This is a genomic window from Cupriavidus sp. GA3-3 (genome assembly GCF_000389805.1).
GTDB lineage: Bacteria > Pseudomonadota > Gammaproteobacteria > Burkholderiales > Burkholderiaceae > Cupriavidus > Cupriavidus necator_D.
Genome location: NZ_KB944474.1, coordinates 16454 through 35581 on the forward strand (window position 1 = coordinate 16454; position 19128 = coordinate 35581).

The 19128-nt window shown below is 66.2% G+C and carries 15 protein-coding genes; 9 read left to right on the plus strand and 6 right to left on the minus strand.

The features are described from left to right. Positions 1-59: 59 nt before the first annotated feature. Together C265_RS12075 and C265_RS12080 are read right to left on the minus strand one after the other, a co-directional pair. Entirely contained in the window at positions 60-1400 is a 1341-nt protein-coding gene (locus C265_RS12075; protein WP_010814465.1) for an LLM class flavin-dependent oxidoreductase, read from the minus strand. A gap of 17 nt (positions 1401-1417) precedes the next feature. Then, positions 1418-2635, minus strand: a complete 1218-nt coding sequence (locus C265_RS12080) for an acyl-CoA dehydrogenase family protein (RefSeq protein WP_010814466.1) — start codon at positions 2633-2635, stop codon at positions 1418-1420. Between the two features lie 200 nt (positions 2636-2835). Here C265_RS12080 and C265_RS12085 point away from each other — a divergent pair, with 200 nt between their 5' ends. The 3 genes from C265_RS12085 (at position 2836) to C265_RS12095 (ending at position 6440) form a co-directional block, all read left to right on the plus strand. Next, on the plus strand, positions 2836-3792 hold the full coding sequence (locus C265_RS12085) for a chromate resistance protein ChrB domain-containing protein (protein WP_010814467.1): 957 nt from the start codon (positions 2836-2838) through the stop codon (positions 3790-3792). A gap of 24 nt (positions 3793-3816) precedes the next feature. After that, positions 3817-5019 (plus strand): chromate transporter, encoded by a 1203-nt coding sequence (locus C265_RS12090; RefSeq protein ID WP_010814468.1) that lies wholly within the window; start codon positions 3817-3819, stop codon positions 5017-5019. 203 nt (positions 5020-5222) lie between these two features. Beyond that, a complete protein-coding gene (locus C265_RS12095) occupies positions 5223-6440 on the plus strand; it encodes a polysaccharide pyruvyl transferase family protein (protein ID WP_010814469.1) in 1218 nt (405 codons plus the stop codon). 102 nt (positions 6441-6542) lie between these two features. Here C265_RS12095 and oxlT read toward each other — a convergent pair whose 3' ends face one another. Next, positions 6543-7862 (minus strand): oxalate/formate MFS antiporter, encoded by a 1320-nt coding sequence (gene oxlT, locus C265_RS12100; protein ID WP_010814470.1) that lies wholly within the window; start codon positions 7860-7862, stop codon positions 6543-6545. 1062 nt (positions 7863-8924) lie between these two features. Here oxlT and C265_RS12105 point away from each other — a divergent pair. The 5 genes from C265_RS12105 (at position 8925) to C265_RS12125 (ending at position 15757) form a co-directional block, all read left to right on the plus strand. Continuing rightward, a complete protein-coding gene (locus tag C265_RS12105) occupies positions 8925-10448 on the plus strand; it encodes a Fic family protein (protein ID WP_010814471.1) in 1524 nt (507 codons plus the stop codon). Between the two features lie 273 nt (positions 10449-10721). Further along, positions 10722-11423 carry a cytochrome c biogenesis CcdA family protein gene (locus C265_RS12110; protein WP_010814472.1) on the plus strand — a complete coding sequence of 234 codons (702 nt, stop codon included), beginning with the start codon at positions 10722-10724 and terminating at the stop codon, positions 11421-11423. Positions 11424-11426: 3 nt separating this feature from the next. After that, entirely contained in the window at positions 11427-11945 is a 519-nt protein-coding gene (locus C265_RS12115) for a thioredoxin family protein (protein WP_010814473.1), read from the plus strand. Beyond that, the gene (locus tag C265_RS12120) at positions 11828-14071 is read left to right on the plus strand and encodes a TonB-dependent receptor (RefSeq protein ID WP_371258349.1); all 2244 of its coding nucleotides are present in this window, start codon (positions 11828-11830) and stop codon (positions 14069-14071) included. The genes C265_RS12115 and C265_RS12120 overlap by 118 nt, the downstream gene beginning before the upstream one ends. Positions 14072-14425: 354 nt before the next feature. Beyond that, positions 14426-15757, plus strand: a complete 1332-nt coding sequence (locus tag C265_RS12125; protein ID WP_010814475.1) for a nucleobase:cation symporter-2 family protein — start codon at positions 14426-14428, stop codon at positions 15755-15757. Between the two features lie 30 nt (positions 15758-15787). Here C265_RS12125 and C265_RS12130 read toward each other — a convergent pair whose 3' ends face one another. After that, positions 15788-16381, minus strand: a complete 594-nt coding sequence (locus tag C265_RS12130; protein ID WP_010814476.1) for a M23 family metallopeptidase — start codon at positions 16379-16381, stop codon at positions 15788-15790. 159 nt (positions 16382-16540) lie between these two features. Here C265_RS12130 and C265_RS12135 point away from each other — a divergent pair, with 159 nt between their 5' ends. Beyond that, positions 16541-16840, plus strand: coding sequence for a zf-TFIIB domain-containing protein (locus C265_RS12135; RefSeq protein ID WP_010814477.1), 300 nt, complete (start codon positions 16541-16543; stop codon positions 16838-16840). A gap of 76 nt (positions 16841-16916) precedes the next feature. Here C265_RS12135 and C265_RS12140 read toward each other — a convergent pair whose 3' ends face one another. Further along, positions 16917-17240, minus strand: coding sequence for a transposase (locus C265_RS12140; RefSeq protein ID WP_371258350.1), 324 nt, complete (start codon positions 17238-17240; stop codon positions 16917-16919). A 161-nt stretch (positions 17241-17401) separates the two neighbouring features. Then, a complete protein-coding gene (locus C265_RS12145) occupies positions 17402-19042 on the minus strand; it encodes a hypothetical protein (RefSeq protein ID WP_037024248.1) in 1641 nt (546 codons plus the stop codon). Positions 19043-19128: the final 86 nt, after the last annotated feature.

Sequence of the window (19128 nt, forward strand, 5' to 3'; positions counted from 1 at the left end):
AAGAAACGCCCGTTGCCCAGTCCACGAAGGAATACGACGTAGCAAATGCGGACTTCTGCTTACGCCGCAGCCTGCGCCGGTACCCGTCCCGCGGGCCGTTCGCGGCCCAGGTGCGAGCGCAGCGTGGTACCCGCGTACGCAGTGCGGAAAATGCCGCGCCGCTGCAGGATCGGCACCACGCCATCGACGAAGGCCTGCAGCCCGTCGGGCAGCGCATCGGGCATCAGGTTGAAGCCGTCCGCGGCACCATGGCGGAACCAGTGTTCGATATCGTCGGCCACCTGCTCCGGCGTGCCCACGATCACGCGGTGGCCGCCGCCGCCCGCCAGCTCGCGGATCAGCGCCCGCACCGTCAGGTTCTGGCGCTGCGCCACCGCCACGGTGGCGCGGAAGAAGGTGTGGTTGCCGTTGGCCGGCAGCGCCAGGTCATCTGGCAGCGGCGCGTCCAGGCTCAGCCGTTCCACCGGGATGCCTAGTGTGCCGGCCAGCCGCACCAGGCTGTAGTCCCACGGAATCAGGTCGACCAGCTCGTCGCGGCGCTGCCGCGCCTGCGCCTCGGTGGCGCCGATGATGGTGGTCAGCCCCGGCAACACCTTGACCGCGTGCGGGCCGCGGCCCAGCGCTTCGGCACGTGCGTTGATCTCGCGCTTGTAGGCCAGCGACTCCTCGAACGACTGCGACGCGGAGAACACCGCCTCGGCATGCCGCGCGGCCAGCTCGCGCCCGTCGCTGGAGCCGCCGGCCTGGAACAGCACCGGATGGCCCTGCGGCGGCCGCGGCAGGTTCAGCGGGCCCTGCACGTCGAAGAAGGTGCCATGGTGCGCCACCGGCTGCAGCCTGGCGGTATCGACAAAGCGCCCGTCGTGCTTGTCGCCGATCAGGGCATCGTCTTCCCAGCTGTCCCACAGCGCCTTGACAAGATCCGTGAACTCGTCGGCACGCGCATAGCGCTGTCCGTGGTCCGGCGGCGCGGCGCGGCCGAAGTTGCGTGCCGAGCCGGCATCCGCCGTGGTCACCACGTTCCAGCCCGCGCGGCCGCCACTGACATGGTCCAGCGTGGCAAAGCGCCGCGCGATGTTATAGGGCTCGTTGTAGCTGGTGGAGGCCGTGGCCACCAGTCCGATATGGGTAGTCGCCGCGGCGACGCAGGCCAGCAGCAGGGTCGGCTCCAGCGCCGTGATCGGCCGGAAATGGATCTGGTCGGCGATCGACGCATTGTCGGCCAGGAAGATCGCGTCAAACTTCCCCGCTTCAGCGATGCGTGCCAGGCGGATGTAGTGCTGCACGTCCACGAACGCACGCGGGTCGCTGGCGGGCAGGCGCCACGCCGACGGCACGAAGCCGGAATGGAGCGCGTTGATATTCAGGTGCAGCTGGCGCTGCGGTGAGCTTGTTGTCATCGTTCGCCTCCGGCGGCTCAGAACACCCGGCCTTCGGCCAGGTGCGTGGTGTCGCCGTTCAGGTGGTAGGCGCCGACCACGCGCGCCTTGTGCAGCAGCGGGTTGTGGCTGAAGATCGTGCGCAGGTTGCGCCAGTGCCGGTCGAAGTTGTGCTGCCTGGCGGTGGCCGAGGCGCCGCCGGCCTCGAACATGCGCTCGGCCACGTGCAGCGCCAGCTTGCTGACCACCAGCTGGGTCTGCGCGGTGGCCAGCGCGCCGGCCAGGACCAGCGCTTCGGCGTCTTCGGAGCGTGCCAGCAGCGCATCCGCCGAGCGGTCCAGTGCGCGCGCATTCTCACGCACGAGTGCGTCGATGGCATGGCTGTGCGCGGCCAGGTCGCCGATCACCTGCTGGATGAAATGGTCTTCGCGTGCCGAGGATGCCGGGCTGTGCAGCACCGGACGGCCATGCTCGCGCACATAGCGCAAGGCATCGGCCCAGGCATTGCGCACGATCCCCGCCGCCACCGCCACCAGGTGCAGCTGGCGCAGCGCGCCGCAGTGACGACCGACCAGCGTGCTGTTGGCGCGCCGCGTCACTTCATCGGCGAGCACCTGCACATCGTCCAGCACCAGGCTGCCGCTGGCGGTCATGCGCTGGCCCATGCCGTCCCAGTCGTCAACGACGTTGAAGCCGGGGCGATCGGTCGGGATGATGATCGAGGCATCGGCGCCATCGGCATCCTTTACATTGATGCGGGCGTAGTCGGCAAAGGCTGTGCCGGTGGAGTAATACTTCTTGCCGCTCAGGCGGTAGTGCCCGCCGTCGCGCCGCAGCGCCGTGCTGATTTCACCGGGACGCGACGTGCCGCGTTCGGTGGAGGCACCGCCGAAGATCGCGCCCCCGACAATGCGCTGCACCTGCAGGTCATTGAACGCCGAGCGCGGCGCCAGGCGCAGCGACTCGGTCTGGTCGAAGTGGATGCGCAGCGCGTGCGCGACGTTCGATTCCTCCGCGGCAAGCGCGGCAATGACCTCGAACAGGTCGGCCAGCGAGCCGCCCAGGCCACCCTGCTCCACCGGGAGCCGGAGCACGCCAAGCCCGGACTCGCGAAACAGCGCGAAGGCCTCATAGGGCAGCAGCCGCCGTGCCTCGCGGGCGGCCGCGTCGACGCCAATCTTCCGCGCCAGCGCCGGCACGGCGTCCAGCGCGGCGCGCAGCGCGTGCCGCGCATCGAAGTCCAACGGGGCATTCATAAAGGATTCCTTCCTTGCGGATGAGCAGGCTCACAAGATAGGGAACCCTGCATCACACGGGAACGAATGAATGCCTATATCGTTATCTACCCAATGGACTACAGCCGACTCCGGAATAAGTGCCACTAAGTGCACTCGACTGAAATTGTAGAGATCGCTACAGAGTTGATCCACACTCTACAAGCACTTAGTATCGGCCCATGGAACCAGCTCCGGAACTGTGGACCCTCCTCGTCATCAGCCTGCCAACCAAGTGCGCCACTGCCCGGATGCGCATCTGGCGGGCCCTCAAGGCACTAGGCTGCGCTGCACTGCGCGACGGCGCCTATCTGTTGCCGACGCCAAGCGCGCAAAGCGCTCAACTACGTGACCTGGCCGATGAAGCCATCCAGGAAGGCGGCCAGGCCTGGCTGCTGAATGTGCGCGCGCATGATCCGGCGGAGGCTCACGCCTACCGGACCCTGTTTGACCGCACGACCGACTACGCCGTCTGGCTGGCCTCCCTCTCCGAAGACCGCAAGAACTTGTCCGGCCAGGACGAAGCCGGGATCGCCCGCCTTCTGCGCCGGCACGGCCGTGCCTTTGATGCCATCGCCGGGACCGATTTCTTCCCCAATGACGCATCGGTCAACGCCTCCTTGCAATGGCGGGACTTCACCAGTGCGATCGAAACCCTGCGTTCGCCAGGCGAGCCCCAGCCTGCAAGCGGCGGCATCCCGCGCCGGGATCCTGCCCAATACCAGGGGCGCGATTGGGCAACGCGGCGCCACCTTTGGGTGGACCGGGTCGCCAGCGCGTGGCTGATCCAGCGTTTTATCGACCCCCATGCGCGCTTCCTGTGGCTGGAGCATCCCGCGGACTGCCCGCATGACGCGCTGGGTTTCGACTTCGACGGCGCCGCCTTCACGCATGTGGGCGACAAGGTTTCATTCGAGGTGCTGCTGGCCAGCTTCGGGCTGGACGCCGACCGCGGGCTGGCCCGCCTGGCCAACATGGTCCACGCCCTGGATATCGGCGGGGCCCAGGCGCCGGAAGCCAGCGGCTTCGAAGCTGTGCTTGCCGGCGCGCGCGAGCGCCTGGCGGATGACGACGCGCTGCTGGCCGAAATCGGCCGTACCCTCGATTCTCTTTATGTGCATTTTTCCGGAAAGCGATAGCACCATGCCCCTGAGGTCCACGACGTGAGCAACGTCTCGCAGGCCCCAACCCCTAAGGCCGCGCTCACGGAACGGCCGCGCTACACCCTCTGGCAGCTGGTCGGCTACATGCTGCGCCTGGGTACGCTCGGCTTCGGCGGTCCGGTGGCGCTGGCTGGCTATATGCATCGCGACCTGGTGGACCGGCGCCAGTGGATCACCGACGCCGACTACAAGGAGGGGCTGGCCCTGGCACAGCTGGCACCCGGCCCGCTGGCCGCGCAGCTGGCCATCTACCTGGGCTATGTCCACTACCGCATCGCGGGCGCGACGCTGGTCGGGATCGCGTTCGTGCTGCCGTCATTCCTGATGGTGCTGGCGCTGGGCTGGGCCTATGTGCGCTTTGGCGGCCTGACGTGGATGCAGTCCGTGTTCTACGGCGTCGGGGCCGCGGTGATCGGCATCATTGCGATCAGTGCGTACAAGCTCACGACCAAGAGCGTGGGCAAAGACCGCCTGTTGTGGGCGATCTACCTGGTGCTTGCCGCGGTCACGGTGGTCACCGAATCCGAAATCGCGTGGATGTTCCTCGCGGCCGGGCTGCTGGTGTGGTTCTGGCGCGCCCCGCCGAAATGGCTGCGCCAGGGCGGCCTGCATGCGGCCGCGGCGACACAGCTGCCCCTGGCCGGGGGCGTGGCTGGCGCCATTGACTGGCCGCTGCTGGCGCAGATTGCGGTGTTCTTTGCCAAGGCGGGCGCCTTCGTGTTCGGCTCGGGGCTGGCCATTGTGCCGTTCCTGTACGGCGGCGTGGTCACCGACTTCCACTGGCTCAATGACAAGCAGTTCGTCGATGCCGTGGCGGTGGCCATGATCACGCCCGGCCCCGTGGTGATCACCGTCGGCTTTATCGGCTACCTGGTGGCCGGCTTGCCCGGCGCCTCGGTTGCGGCGCTGGCCACCTTCCTGCCGTGCTACCTGTTCACCGTCCTGCCGGCCCCCTACTTCAAGAAATACGGCAAGCTGCCCGCCATCCTGGCCTTTGTCGATGGCGTGACCGCTGCCGCGGTGGGGGCCATCACCGGCGCCGTGATCGTGCTGGCCAGGCGTTCGATCGTGGATGTGCCGACGGTACTGCTGGCGCTTTGCACAGTGGCGCTGCTGCTCAGGTTCAGGAAGCTGCCCGAACCCGTGATCGTGGCCGGCGCGGCGCTGATCGGCCTGGTGGTCTATCCGCTCATGCATCATTGACGGGAGCGCCGCGCCGGGTCCATGAAATCGCTTTGCGAGCTTGGGCGCACAACCGGCCCACTGCCCTGGTGGCCGAAGCCACTTGCGATGGACGGCTTTGGGGAATCTAATCCGACGGAGAGGCGTCCCGAGGAGGGTCCCATCGCGCAATGCACAAAATGCGGATCTGAGAACCCCGTGGGCGCCAATTCTTGCCAAACGCCATGCCAGCCTCCCACTCAGGAACCACCGGCTTCCCCACGATCCTGTTTGGCGCTTTCGATCGCCACAACTTCGGCGACTTGCTGCTGCCGCATGTGATGCGAAGCCTGATCGGGCCGGCCAACCCGTTCTACGGGGGCCTGGCCGAGCGCAACCTGAGAATCCATGGCGGCCATCGGGTCCACACCCTGGCGCGGCTTGCAGCCAGCGTGGGCGACAGCGCCGTCGATGTCATCCATGTGGGTGGCGAAACCCTGACCTGCTCGCTCTGGGAGGCGGCCGTGATGCTGCAGCCTCCCGGGCAGGCCCGGGCAGTAGTGGCAATGCTCGATGCCCGGCCGCACGAGCGGACGGTCTGGGCCCAGGCGCAGCTGGGCATACGGGACCTTGTCCCCTACCTGTTGCCGGCCGGCATCTTTGCCAACGTCCGGCGTGTCATTGTCCACGCCGTCGGCGGCATTGAACTTGGATCGGTTGAGCCTGCCATGCGGGCCGAGGTGGTGGCCAAGCTCGGGGCCGCCACCAGCGTCGGGGTACGAGACCATCAGACCCGGGCCATGCTCGCGGAGAACGGCATTGCCTGCCGCCTGGAGCCCGATCCGGCCGTGCTGGTGGCCGAGTTGTTCGGCCCCTGCATCCGCCGGCGCGCCCGCCAGGGCGAGTGCGCCCGCATCGTGTCAGGGTTCTCGGGCGGATACCTGGCCGTGCAGTTCAGCGCGGATTTTGGCGACGACGATACCCTTTCACAGCTGGCGGCCCAGCTCGAACGTATCGCCCGGGCCAGGGCCCTGGGCATGGTGCTGTTTCGCGCCGGCGCCGCGCCCTGGCACGACGACCTGGCTTGCTACCAGCGCCTGGCGGCACGGCTGCGCGGCACGCCTGTGGTCCTGTTCGAATCGCTCAATCTGTGGGATATCTGTGCGCTGATTGCGCACAGCCAGGGCTTTGTCGGCAGCAGCCTGCACGGCGGCATTGTCGCCGGCGCCTTTTTCCTGCCACGGCTTGGCCTGCTCCGGCCCGCACAACCTCCTGGCACCAGCAAGCAGGTCGCCTTTGCCGCGGCCTGGGGCGCGGCCGGGGCGCCGGCCGCGGTGATCGTTCAGGATCTTGCGGACGGCCTGGACGAAGCGATGGCAACCCGGACCGCGCAGCGCAGGGAACTGGCCTGGGAATGGGCCAAGGCATGCAGGAGCGCATTCCAGCTGGTTCAGGAGAACTAGCGCGATCGAAGTGCCCGCCCGAGACGCAAGTCCCCGGTACGAAAAAGCGGGCTTCCGAAGAAGCCCGCCCGGTTTGCCGCTAGACGCCTGTATATCGGCCGGTCAGGCTGGAACCTGCGTCCCCGCCGCCGCCGTCTCCTTCGAGAAAAGACTCCTGGAAGTCGCTACATGGCTGGCCAGCACCGGCCGCAAGACCATGATCGCCAGGAAGGCCGCGCTCAGGTCCATGGCCGCCACCGTGTAGAGGACCGTCGACCAGGTGCCGCTCGCCTCCATCATCAGGTTGCCGACCGGCACGAACAGTGCGCCGATGCCCTTGGCCGTGTAGAGCACGCCATAGATCTTGCCGATATGCTTGGTGCCGAAGGCATCGCCGGCCAGTGCCGAGAACAGCGAGTAGACCTCGCCCCAGGCCAGGAACACCACGCCCGACAGGATCAGGAAGGCGTACGGGTTGCTGCCGAAGTAGCCGAGCGCGATGATGCCAAGGCCTTCCAGGGTGAAGGCGATGACCATGGTCTTCTCACGGCCGATGTTGTCCGAGATCCAGCCGAACAACGGACGCGAGATGCCGTTCATGATCCGGTCCAGCATCAGCGCGAGCGGCAGTGCGGCCATCACGAAGAAGTGCAGGTCGACCTTGAACTCCTTCACACCCAGGTCCTTGGCGATGACGCCAAGCTGGGCCACGGCCATCATGCCGCCGGTGACGACCAGGATGAACATCACAAACATCAGCCAGAACAGCTTGGTGGACATCGCTTCCTTGAGCGTGTAGTCGCGCGTGGCCTGGACCAGCTTCTGCGATGCCTTCACCTCGCTACCCTTCGGTGCGCGCAGGAACCACGCCGCGACAAAGGCGAGTCCGCCCTGCAGCAGGCCGAAGAACAGGAAGGTGTGCTGGAAGCCCTGCGACTCGATCATGGCCGCGATGGGCAGGATGGTTGCCGCGGAACCGGCGCCGTAACCGCCCGCGGTCAGGCCCACCGCAAGGCCACGGCGGTCCGGGAACCACTTGAGCGCGTTGTTGATGCAGGTGGCGTAGATCGAGCCCACGCCAAGGCCGCCAACGGCTGCGCCGACGTAGAAGCCCATCAGGGTGGTGGCCTGGGAGTTGATGCACCACGCCGCGCCGATGAAGACCGCGCCGAAGGCGACCATCATGCGCGGGCCGAACTTGTCGATGAAGTAGCCTTCGATCGGCGCCAGCCAGGTCTGCACAAGGACGAAGACGGTGAAGGCGATCTGGATACTGGCGCGCGACCAGCCGTAGGTACTCTGGATTTCAGGGACGAAAAGGGTCCAGGCGTATTGAATATTGGCGGTGGCGATCATGCAGATCACACCGACAATCAATTGCAGCCAGCGTGTGCCTTCCGGGACCTGGCGATTAGCGCCCAGCGCTGCGGACGGATTACTCATTTGCGCGCTCCTTGAATCATTTGGCCATTCAGTTGCGGGGGTGCGGGCGGGTATGCGGACGCACTGCGCCTCAGCATAAGGGTGGCTGCTGGCATTTCATGTCTCCTGTGTCATTGGCATTTATTTGCCTCTTATTCCGACGCCGACCTGAGGTCTCCGCCCTCACCTCTCTCAAGTTCGGAGTGGCGATGGAATACACAGTATGTGATATATCAGGTAAGTCAAGGGAAAGGCATGGCAGGGTTTTCACTGAATTTATGATTGCGAAGGATGGGTTCCGGATATTCACGCTGAAAATGCATCATCGCCCCTGGAAGGAGGCCCGGCCGGGCACCGCCGGATAACCATGAAACCCTTTACTGGAGCCACTTCCGGGCGCGTCGCCGCCGATAGATGAGGGTTCGTTTTGAATGGATGAGGAAAACGACTTAAATCCCATCATTACAAATTTGTCATACCCGGAAGCCGTCCGTTCCGGCCAGAACAGCATGATTACGAAAATGTCATGATTACAGAAATGTCATGATTTTGACCGCACCGAATGATGAACGAAATAAATCAGAGCGATTAATACGGCATAAACCGCACCGGCGCGCCAAAAAAAATGCCCGCAGGCAAGCCTGGCGGGCGTAGGCATGATGCGTGACATCAGCCGCAGCATGTAGATGAAGTTATAGGCGATTATTCGGGCCAGACAAATAAATAAAAACGCTTAGCGCGGGGTGGCGGTCAGGGATTCTCGAAAACCCTGAGGGATTTACCGAAAAACCCTGAGCGCGATTTGGCGAGATTCAGCAGATGGCAACTTGTCATGATGGATTTCGATTTGCTGGCCAGATGCGCTGCTGCCCGTAGCACTGTAGACAAGATCATCCAGGCTGCCCATGAAAGTAGATGAAACGGTAAGTACTGTAGAACTCCTGGAAGCCCGGCGGCCAGGTCGCCCTCCATTGCTATAGATAGAATGGAAAGCAGCGGGTATAGAAGTAGATCTTTTGGTAAGTTCTGTAGAAACTCTGGTAAGCTCCCGAGCAAACCGGCATCCAGGAATTGCGACCATCTATGTCTCATGCGCCACTTGGCTACGACGCGCTTATCCGCAAGTTCGGGCTGCGCGTGCCGCCGCTGCGCTCGACGTCCGCCCTTGCCGACAAGACCGGGGTCCTCAGCACGCACACCGGACCGGACGGCACCACGCGCACCGTGTACCCAAGGAACCGCTACCGCGGCGGCGATACGACCGTGGACCACCTGACTTTCGCGCTGAAGAAGGAGCAGCTCGACCTGACCGTCCTGGCGGCGCTGTTCGAACATGCGCCAGCGGTGCAGGCCGTACGGGAGTGGCTGGCGGCCACCCCGACCTCGCGCTATGCGAGGCTGAGCGCGTTCTATGCCAAATGGCTTGCCGGAGCGCAATTCGACTACAAGCTGCCCGCCGGGGCGCCCAGGGTACTGGCGCTGGACGAGAGCCGGTACCTGACCGGCCCGGCAACGCCGGACCTGCAGTTCGGCATCCAGAACAACCACCTCGGCCCGGCCGCGTTTTGCCCCCTGGTGCGCCGCACCGAGAAGCTGGCGCAGTACATTGCCGCCGACCTCCCCGGCCGCGTGGCCGCGGCCATCAAGCGGCTCGAGCCAGAGTTGCTGGCGCGCGCGGTGGACTACCTCTACCTCGCGGAGACACGATCGACCTACTCCATCGAGCACGAGATCCCCGATAACCAGCGGGTTGCCAAGTTCAGGCGGCTGCTGGAATATGCCGGCAATCCCGCGCCGTTGACCGAAGCCCAGCTGTGCGAGTGGCAGAACGAAATCATCTCGGGGCTGCGCGCCGAATTCTCCTACCGCGACAAGCAGAACTGGCTGTCCCGCGGCGGGCGCATGCGCAACATCGCTGACTATATTCCCCCGCCGCCCGGGCAGCTTGGCGCGATGATGGACGGGATTGCCGCGGTCGCGGGCCTGGTCGAGGCACAGGCGGCGAACCCCATCGTGGCCGCGGCGTGCGTATCGTTTGGCTTTGTCTTCGCCCACCCGTTCTACGACGGCAACGGCCGGCTCCATCGATTCCTCATCCACCATTTGCTGCGCCAGGCCGGTGTCACGCCAGATGGCGTCGTGCTGCCGGTGTCGGCACGGATGCTCAAGCAGATCGATACCTATGCCGCGCTGCTGAAGTCCTATTCCGCCCCGCGGACGGCCCTGCTCAACTACGCGCTGGATTCGGACAGCGACACGATCCTGATCAAGTCGCCACAGCCCGGCTGGCTTTACGCATCCTTTGATGCAACAGCGCTGTGCGAATTCGTCTTCGAATGCATCGAGCAGTGCGTCGAGCAGGACCTTGCGCAGGAGATCCAGTACCTGCGCGCTTACGATGCCAGCGTCGCACGCCTGGAAAGCTGGCTCGACCTGCGCCAGTCACGCCTGTCGAACCTGATCGACCTGATCGTCCAGAACCACGGCGAGCTGTCCAGGCGCAAGCGCAAGCTGTTCGAAGACATCACGGACGACGAGCTCGCCCGCATTGAAGCCGTCGTGCGCGACGAATTCACGGAATACCTCGAGCTCAACGGCAGCCGCTGAAGCGGCGGCACAGCATTGGCACTGCCCGGTGCCGCCACCATGGGGCGGCACCGGCGCCACTATGTATCGCTTTGTATCCCGGGCCACGGCAGACATGAAAGCTTGCACGGATGCCGGGAAGCGGAAACAACCCGGATACGTGCGGACGGTGGAATGCGTCTATCGCCAACACCGGGAGTTCTCCGCCATGTCCGTCGTCGCCATCCATCCGCCGCCGCCCTGCCCCTGCTATCGTGCCTGCCACGACACCGCGCACGCCGACGGAAGCCATCCATGATCGACGCCTTCCTTGCCTTTGCCGCCGGCGTGCTGACTATTGCCTCGCCCTGTGTGCTGCCGGTGCTGCCCATGCTGCTGGCCGGCTCGGTGGGCGAATCCGGCCGGCTGCGCCCGCTGGCGATAGCGCTTGGCTTCGTCAGCGCGTTTTCCGCGCTGGGCATAGTCTTTGGCGCACTGTCCAGCGCCTTCAGCGAAGCCCCAGGCGTGGTGCGCAACGCGGCCATCCTGTTGCTGCTGGGTGCCGGCCTGGCACGGCTCTGGCCGGCGGGCTTCGAGCGCCTGGCGGCCCCGTTAGCCGGCGTGGTCGACCGCCTGGCGGGCGCCGGCGGCCGGACCGGCACCGGCGTGGCCGGCGGCTTTGTGCTGGGCATGACGCTGGGCGCGGTGTGGACCCCGTGCGCCGGGCCGGTGCTGGCGTCGATCCTCGCGCTGGTGGCCAAGGCGCAAGACCTGCATCGCGCCGCCGGCCTGCTGGCGCTGTTCGCGGCTGGCGCGGCCATCCCGATGCTGGGCATTGCCTATGGCGGCCAGTTCGCCACCACTCACGTGCGCCGGCTGGCGCGTCACACGCACCGGCTGCAGCAAGGCTTCGGCGTGCTGGTGGTGGCGACCGCCATCGCCATGTACTTCCAGTACGACACCCTTGCCGTCGCCTGGCTGACCTCCCTTTTCCCTGCCTCCCAACCTGGAGCCTGAACCATGCATCGCTTGCTTCGTACCCTGCTTGCCACTACCGCCATCGTCGCCGCCCAGCATGCCGCCGCCGCCCCTGCCGACTATGGCAAGGCGCCGGAATTCACCGGCATCGACAAGTGGCTCAACTCTGAACCGCTGACCGTTGCCGGGCTGCGCGGCAAGGTCGTGCTGGTCGATTTCTGGACCTATAGCTGCATCAACTGCATCAACACGCTGCCCCATGTGCGTCAGTGGTACGACAAATACCGCGACAAGGGCCTGGTCGTGGTCGGCGTCCACACCCCGGAGTTCCCCTTCGAGAAGTCCACCGCCAACGTGCAGGCAGCGCTCAAGCGCTTCGATATCCGCTACCCGGTAGCGCAGGACAACGCCTATGCCACCTGGAACGCCTGGCGCAACCAGTACTGGCCGGCGCTCTACCTGGTCGACGCCAACGGCACCGTGGTCTACAAGCATTTTGGCGAAGGGAATTACGCCCAGACCGAAGCGGCCATTCAGAAGGCGCTGGGCAAGAACAAGTAAGCCTGCCATATCGCTTACAAGCGACCATTGAGCGCGAATGGCGAACGAGCCTGCCGCGCGCTGGGCCGTGCTCTCCGGCACGGCCCAGGCCTTGGAGCCTGTTCTCGCTTCCAAGACACATCCGAGCCGAAATCGAGGAGCTGAAGGTGGGCTCCACCAATCTCGCGACCATGCTGAGCAAGCTGATCCCGGGCATGGCGGACTCCAGCCGCACGGTCACGGACTTCGGCCAGACGCTGCGCGGGCGCGGCACGCTGATCCTGGTGGATGGCATTCCGCTCAACACCAACCGGGATTCGGCGCGCAACCTCGCCACCATCGATTCCAGCAACATCGAGAAGATCGAAGTCATGCGCGGCAGCAGCGCGATCTATGGCGCCGGCGCCAACGGCGGCATTATCGCGATCACCACGCGGCCCGCGGGCGGCGCGCCCAGCGCGGATACCACGGTGACGCTCGGCACCCCGCTGACACGGCTGAGCAAGGAAGGGCTCAGCGCCAATGTCCAGCAGCATTTTTCAGGCAGCCAGGGGCCGATCGACTACGCGTTCCACCTCGGCGCGCAGCGTATCGGCGGCTCCTACGACGCGCACGGCCACCGCATCGCGCCGGAGCCCAGCCAGGGCGACCTGTTCGATTCCAACGTCTACAACGTCAGCGGCAAGCTGGGCTGGCGCATCGACAGCCAGCAGCGCATCGAACTGAGCGTGAGCCAGTACCAGGCCAAGCAGAACACCGACTACGCCTCCGATCCGTCGGTGGCCAGGCTGACGCCGGGCACCGCCGCGGCGCGGGCGATCAAGGGGCTGCAGCTGGAAAACCAGAACGAACTGCGCAACACCGTGGTCAATCTGGGCTACCAGAACCTGGACCTGCTCGGCAGCACGGTGTCGACGCAGATCTACTACCGCGACTACTTCACCCGCTTCCCCCCGTTCGATGCGCGCGCGGTGGCCACGCGTGGCGGCAATGTGGACCAGGTCAGCCAGAACAGCGACGTGTTCGGCGGGCGCCTGACCATCAGCACCCCGCTGGGTGCCGACAAGAAGACCAAGCTGCTGTGGGGCGCTGACTACAACCAGGAGCGCAGCGACATGCCGCTCGACGTGTTCGATCCGCGCGCCTACGACCAGAGCGGCGGGCTGGTCTTCAACAAGACCGGTTCGCTGACCTACATGCCGCCGCTGACCACCCGCAGCGGCGGGATCTTCGGGCAGCTTCAGCACAAGTTCAACGAGCAGTGGTCGATGGAAGGCGGCGCGCGCTATGAACGCGCCAGCGCCACGTTCGACGACTTCGTGCCGCTGTCGCAATCGCGGGTCAGCAACCCGGTCGCGGTCCAGGGCGGCACCGTCAACTACGGCGCGTGGCTCTTCAATATCGGCGGTGCGTACGCGCCGGTGAAGAACCAGGAGTTCTATGCCTCGTTCGGCCAGGGCTTCCAGTTGCCCGATATCGGCCTGCAGATCCGCAATGCGCGGCCGGGCTTCAATATCAATTCGTCGAGCCTTGAGCCGGTCAAGACCAACAACTATGAAATCGGCTGGCGCGGCGCATTCGGCAATACGATGGCGAGCCTGGCGCTGTTCTACACCACCTCGCAGCTGGGCGACGTGCAGAGCTTCAACAATGGCCTGATCCTGACCCGGACCAAGGAGCGCATCGCAGGCGTTGAGGCTTCCGCCGACTACCTGAGCGACAGCGAGACCTGGGGCGCCGGCGGCACGTTCACCTGGATCAACGGCCGCGAGCAGCCGCAAGGCAGCAGCAGCTTCCAGAACATGACGGGCTATCGCATCCCGCCGCTGAAGCTGACCGCCTACGTCCAGTACCGGCCGATCAGCACTTGGAGCAACCGCCTGCAGGTGACCTACTACGGCGGCCGCGACTACCGGCTCAACGACCAGAACAGCTTCGGGCGGCGCGAGGTCAGCAGCTACACCACCGTCGACCTGATCAGCCGCTACCAGGTCAGCAAGAAGGACACGATCACGGTGGGGATCGAGAACCTGTTCAACCGCTACTACTACCCGTTGTACAGCCAGCTGATGCGCAACAGCAATAACACCAGCCGCCTGCCGGCTGCGGGCATCACGCTGACCGCGATGTACCAGCACCGCTGGTAAGGCTGCCGCCGGACGGCGCTGGCCTGGTCCCTTGACCGGCCGCGCCGTTTGCGCCGGGTTGGCGCAACGGCCGCGGAAGCGGCACGCCGGCGCACGGCGCCTCTCCCCGCTCCTATATCCTCCCGCGCAAGGGAGTTGATACAAATTGTATGCAATTTTTGTATCACGGAGTGCTTATCCCTGCTATTCTTGCTCCCCGGTTGCGGCCTGGAATTGGATCCAGGCCACGCTCGCGGCAGGCGGTCTCCGCCTGCCCGTCAGCGCGCAATGACAGGGCCGGGGGCAGCCCCTTCCCCGGCGCCAGAAGAACAAGACAGTCCGGAAACCTATCCGGCCAGACAACAGGAGACATGAATGGCGCCCTTGCTATTCAAGGTGGAAGACCGCCCCCCTCGGCTGACGACGTTTTTGCTTGCGCTCCAGCATCTGCTGGCCGCCCTGGGCGGCATCATTGCGGTGCCGCTGGTCATTGGCGGTGCGCTGAAGCTGCCGCCGGACCAGGTCATTGCCCTGGTGAATGCGGCCCTGCTTGGCTCGGGCATCGTCACCATCATCCAGTGCAAGGGCATTGGCCCGGTGGGCATCCGCATGCCATGCGTGATGGGCACCAGCTTCGCCTTTGTCGGCGCGGCCATCAGCGTGGGCGTCGAACACGGCGTGGCTGGCATCCTGGGCTCGGCGCTGGCGGGTTCGCTGGTGATGATCCTGGGCAGCTTCTTCATGCCGGCGATCCGCAAGCTGTTTCCGCATACCGTCACCAGCGTGGTAGTCACCATGATCGGCCTGTCGCTGATTCCGGTGGCCATCGACTGGGCCGCAGGCGGCCAGGGCAGCAGCCGCTATGGCGCACCCGGCAACCTGGCGATTGCCGTCGCGGTGCTGGCGCTGGTGGTCGCGGTGGTGCAGTGGGGCAAGGGCATGCTGTCGGCCTCGGCCATTGTGGTCGGCATTGCCGGCGGCTACCTGCTCTGCCTGGCGCTGGGCCTGGTCGACTTCACCCAGTTTCACCAGGCGCCGATCATCGCGGTGCCGCAGCCGCTGCACTTCGGGATGTCGTTCCCAATCTCCGGCATCGTCGCCATGTCGATCGCTTTCCTGGTGACCATCGTCGAATCCACGGGCACGTTCATGGCACTGGGCGCGGCCACGCAGCGGCCGATTTCCGGTAAATGCCTGTCGCGCGGCATCCTGTGCGATGGCTTTGGCTCGGCCTTTGCGGCACTGGTGTCGAGCCCGCCGCTGTCCACCTTTGCGCAGAACGTCGGCGTGGTTTCGCTGACCGGCGTGGCCAGCCGCCATGTGGTCGCGCTGACCGGTGTCATGCTGCTGCTGGCGGGGCTGTTCCCGGTGCTGGGCGCGCTGGTGGTGACGATTCCGCAGCCGGTGCTGGGCGGCGCCGGCCTGATGATGTTCGCGATGATCGTGTCGGGCGGGATCCAGATGCTCAGCACCGTCAAGTTCACGCAGCGCAATACCCTGATCGTGGCCGTGTCGATCGGCTGCGGCCTGGCGGTGACGTTCCGCCCGGAACTGCTGTCCAAGCTGCCTGCCTTCGTCCATGAAGTGTTTGGCTCCGGCATCACGGTGGGCTCGCTGTCGGCGGTGATCCTCAACCTGCTGCTGCCCGGCGGCAAGGACGAGCCAGCCGAACAAGCCGGCCACGGCACCGTCGGCGAGGCTGCCTGAGCAGCCTGCCTTGAAGCCCGCGGGCGCGCGCTAGCGTGCGCCGCCTCGCGCGGCCGCCCCGCCCCCTGGCGCGGGCGCCTTCAGCAGCGGGTAGGGATTGATCGCCCCGCCCGCGGTGTAGACGCCATAGTGCAGGTGGGGCGGCGTGCCCCGCGCATTGCCGCTTGTGCCGACATAGCCCAGCACCGTGCCGGGCACAATCACGTCGCCGGCACGCACGCCGGCGTAGTCGTCAAGATGGGCGTAGTAATGCAGCTGGCGCCCGGGCCCCATCACCCACACCACCTTCCCGCCCAGCTTGTTGGTGCCCACGCGCGTGACAATGCCCTCGGTAGCCGACACCACCGGGCGGCCGCGCGGCGCAAAGATATCGATGCCCTCATGCTTGCGTCCGCCGGAGCGCGCGCCGTGCCAGGTATCGCGCAGCGCGCCCGGGACAATGCCCTCGACCGGCACCGGCAATGCCACCGGCGCGGGGCGGACCGAGAGCCGGGCCACGTAGATCGCGCGTTCGAGTGGCGGCCGCAACCAGGGCCAGGCGAGCCAGATCAGGCCGATGCTCACCACCAGCCAGATCAGGCCGGCGAAAGCGCGGGGACGGGAAGACAGACGGGAGGCATGCATATGCCTTCGACGGCAGCCAGCCCCGCAAATTCCCCGTCAGGCGGGCCTGCGCGCCACATCAAACGGCCCCGGCACCACTTTCGAAAGCACTCTCCGGCCGAACCATACGGGCTGGCGCCGGTCATACCCTGACTGTTTTCACTGCAATGAGGAGAAGCAATGGATTGTCCGGTGTGCCCGCAAACGCAACTCGTGATGTCCGAACGCCAGGGCATCGAGATCGATTACTGCCCGAAATGCCGCGGTGTCTGGCTGGACCGGGGCGAACTCGACAAGATCCTTGAGCGCTCCGTGGCAACCGCCCCGGCACAGCAGGCGGCGCCGATGCAGCAAATGCCGCAGCAAACCCCGCCCCCGCGACAGGAATACCAGCGCGGCCATGGCGACCGCGACCGGTACTATGAGCGCGAGCAGAAGCACTATAAGAAGAAGAGCATCTGGCACGAACTGTTCGACTGAAGCCGGATTGCTAGTGCCACTGGTTCCAGCACAACGTTTGTGTGCTCGCTCTCCCGCTTGCGGGAGAGCAACCGTGTCAAGTCGGCATGCTGTCGAGCAATTCGACCTTGTTCTTCCACACGTCGCTGGTGCGCAGCTTGTGCGTCATGTCGATGTCGTGAGACTTAATGCGGGCGTCCAGCCACGCTATATGCTCCTTCAAACTCTTAAGTGCGACTGGCGGGGCAGTGGCAACCCATGCCTTCTCCTGCGCGCGCATCGCCACCAGTTGGCTGCGTCTATCCAGTAGATCGGCAAACTCGCGCTGCGCCTCGTCGGGCAGCGGCCGCGCCGGCGGGCGAATCTGCAGGGCGAAGCGTGCCAGTACCATCGCATCAAGCCGATCGGTCTTGGCCAGGATCCCGCAGGCCGAAGGCCCGGCTTGATGTCGTTTCTAGCTAAACCACCCCTCACCCCGGCCCTCTCCCCATGAGGGGAGAGGGAGAACACCTTGCTTAGGCTAGTTCGGGCGGCTTTGGCGCACCCAAAACCGTTGGCTTGCTGTCTGGGTGCTCCCAGCCCTCACGCCGCCTTGCGCCGGCGCCGCGAAGCTTCCGCGGCAGCATCGCGCAACTCAGGCGGCAAGGCACGCAATTCCACGGTGAAGAAGGCACGCTCGGCCGGCCGCAGCGCCGGCAACTGGGCGGCCAGCCGCTCCACCGCGGCACACGCTATGGCGGTAGCGCCTTGCTCGTGGGTGAGGTACCAGGCCGATTCGAGCAGCAGGTTGGCCAGCTGCAACGGCCCCAGCCTGACGTGGCCGGCGTCATGGTCTTCCAGCGCGAACGCAGCCACGGCGGACCAGCGCACGAAGCCCTTGGCCGGTGCGAACGGCGCGTGGAACGGCCGCAGTGCGTCGACAGCGTCGGCAACGGACAGCGGGCGCTGGCGGCGGAACGCGGCCATGCTGTCGTTGGCCCTGGCTGGCCGGTCGGACGGCGGGGTATCGGGCCCGCAGCTGCCGCGTGCGATGCGCAACAGGAAGATCGCGTTCCACGCCGTGCCACCGCCCACGCCGAACCGGTCGCAGATCCACTCCGACAAGCCCAGCCAGCGCATCGCCTGCCGCTGCACCGCGCTGGCGGACAAGGTGCGCGCGGCATCGACCAGGCCGTGCTGCCAGAACAGCCACAGGCACAGGCCGATATTGGCCGCGGCATGCTGCACGGCGTCGACGGAATCCGCCTCGTAGGCGGCCTGCAGCGCACCGGCGAAGGTATCCAGCGCCAGCTGCGCGGCCCGCGCCGTGCCGGCATGCCCGGCGCGCATGGCATCGGCCTTGTGCAGCAGCGCTTCGAGGTTCAGCACTTCAAAGCGCACGCGCGGGTTGTAGCGCACCACCAGGCGCAGTTCCGGATCGGACTGCAGCCCTTCCAGGCCGGCACGCGCGCCGTCGCTGTCACCGCGGGTATAGCGTTCCCAGGCCCGCACGATATGCGCCATGGCGCAGAACGCGGGCGTCGCTGCGCCGGCCTCAGCCGCCTGCACCAGGCGGTCGACACGCCTGAGTGCCGCCCGGCTCTGATCGAGGCGGCCGCAGCGCCGCCACGCCAGGCTTTCCTTGAGCAATGACAGCGCTTGCTGGAATCCGTCGCCGGCACTGCGGCCTGCCGCGCGGAAGGACTCGGCCACGGCCGAGCCGTGCATGCCCGCGTGGCCGTCCTGCGCGCCGCGCATGGCCTGGGTCAGCTCGCTCCAGAAGGCCATGTCGCGCATCACGTAGCCGACGCCGTCCGGCTGGCCCGCCGGCGCCGCTTGCGGCCCCGTGGGAAAGCCAAGGCGGCGGGCCAGCGCGGCCGGGCCCAGCGTGCGCCCGTCCGCCACAAAGCGCAGGTGGCGCGCGCACGCTGCCGTGATCCAGAACGGCCCGCGGCTGCGCTGCGCCGGATTGGCCGCGGCCGGGTCGCGCTGGCGGTCGCCCCCCCATCCGACCACCACCTGCCAGCGCGCAAAGTCCGCGAACGCGCGCGACACCAGCATGCGCAGGTTGGCCGCCGTCGGGAAGGCGCTGCGCACCACCGCCGCGGTGACACCGCCCTCCCCGGTGCGATGCGCATGCCAGATGCGCGCCAGCAGCCAGACCGACTGGTAGCGCGCGGGTTGGCCGTCGACCCGGTACGGGGCCGACACGTCGATACGGATCGGAGCAGGCGTGGCTGGCATCAGGTAGGCAGGGATCAAGTGAAAACCGCTGGTGGCGCCCGTCATGTTACGCAAGTTACAGCCAACGCGGTTGGCCTTATCCGGAC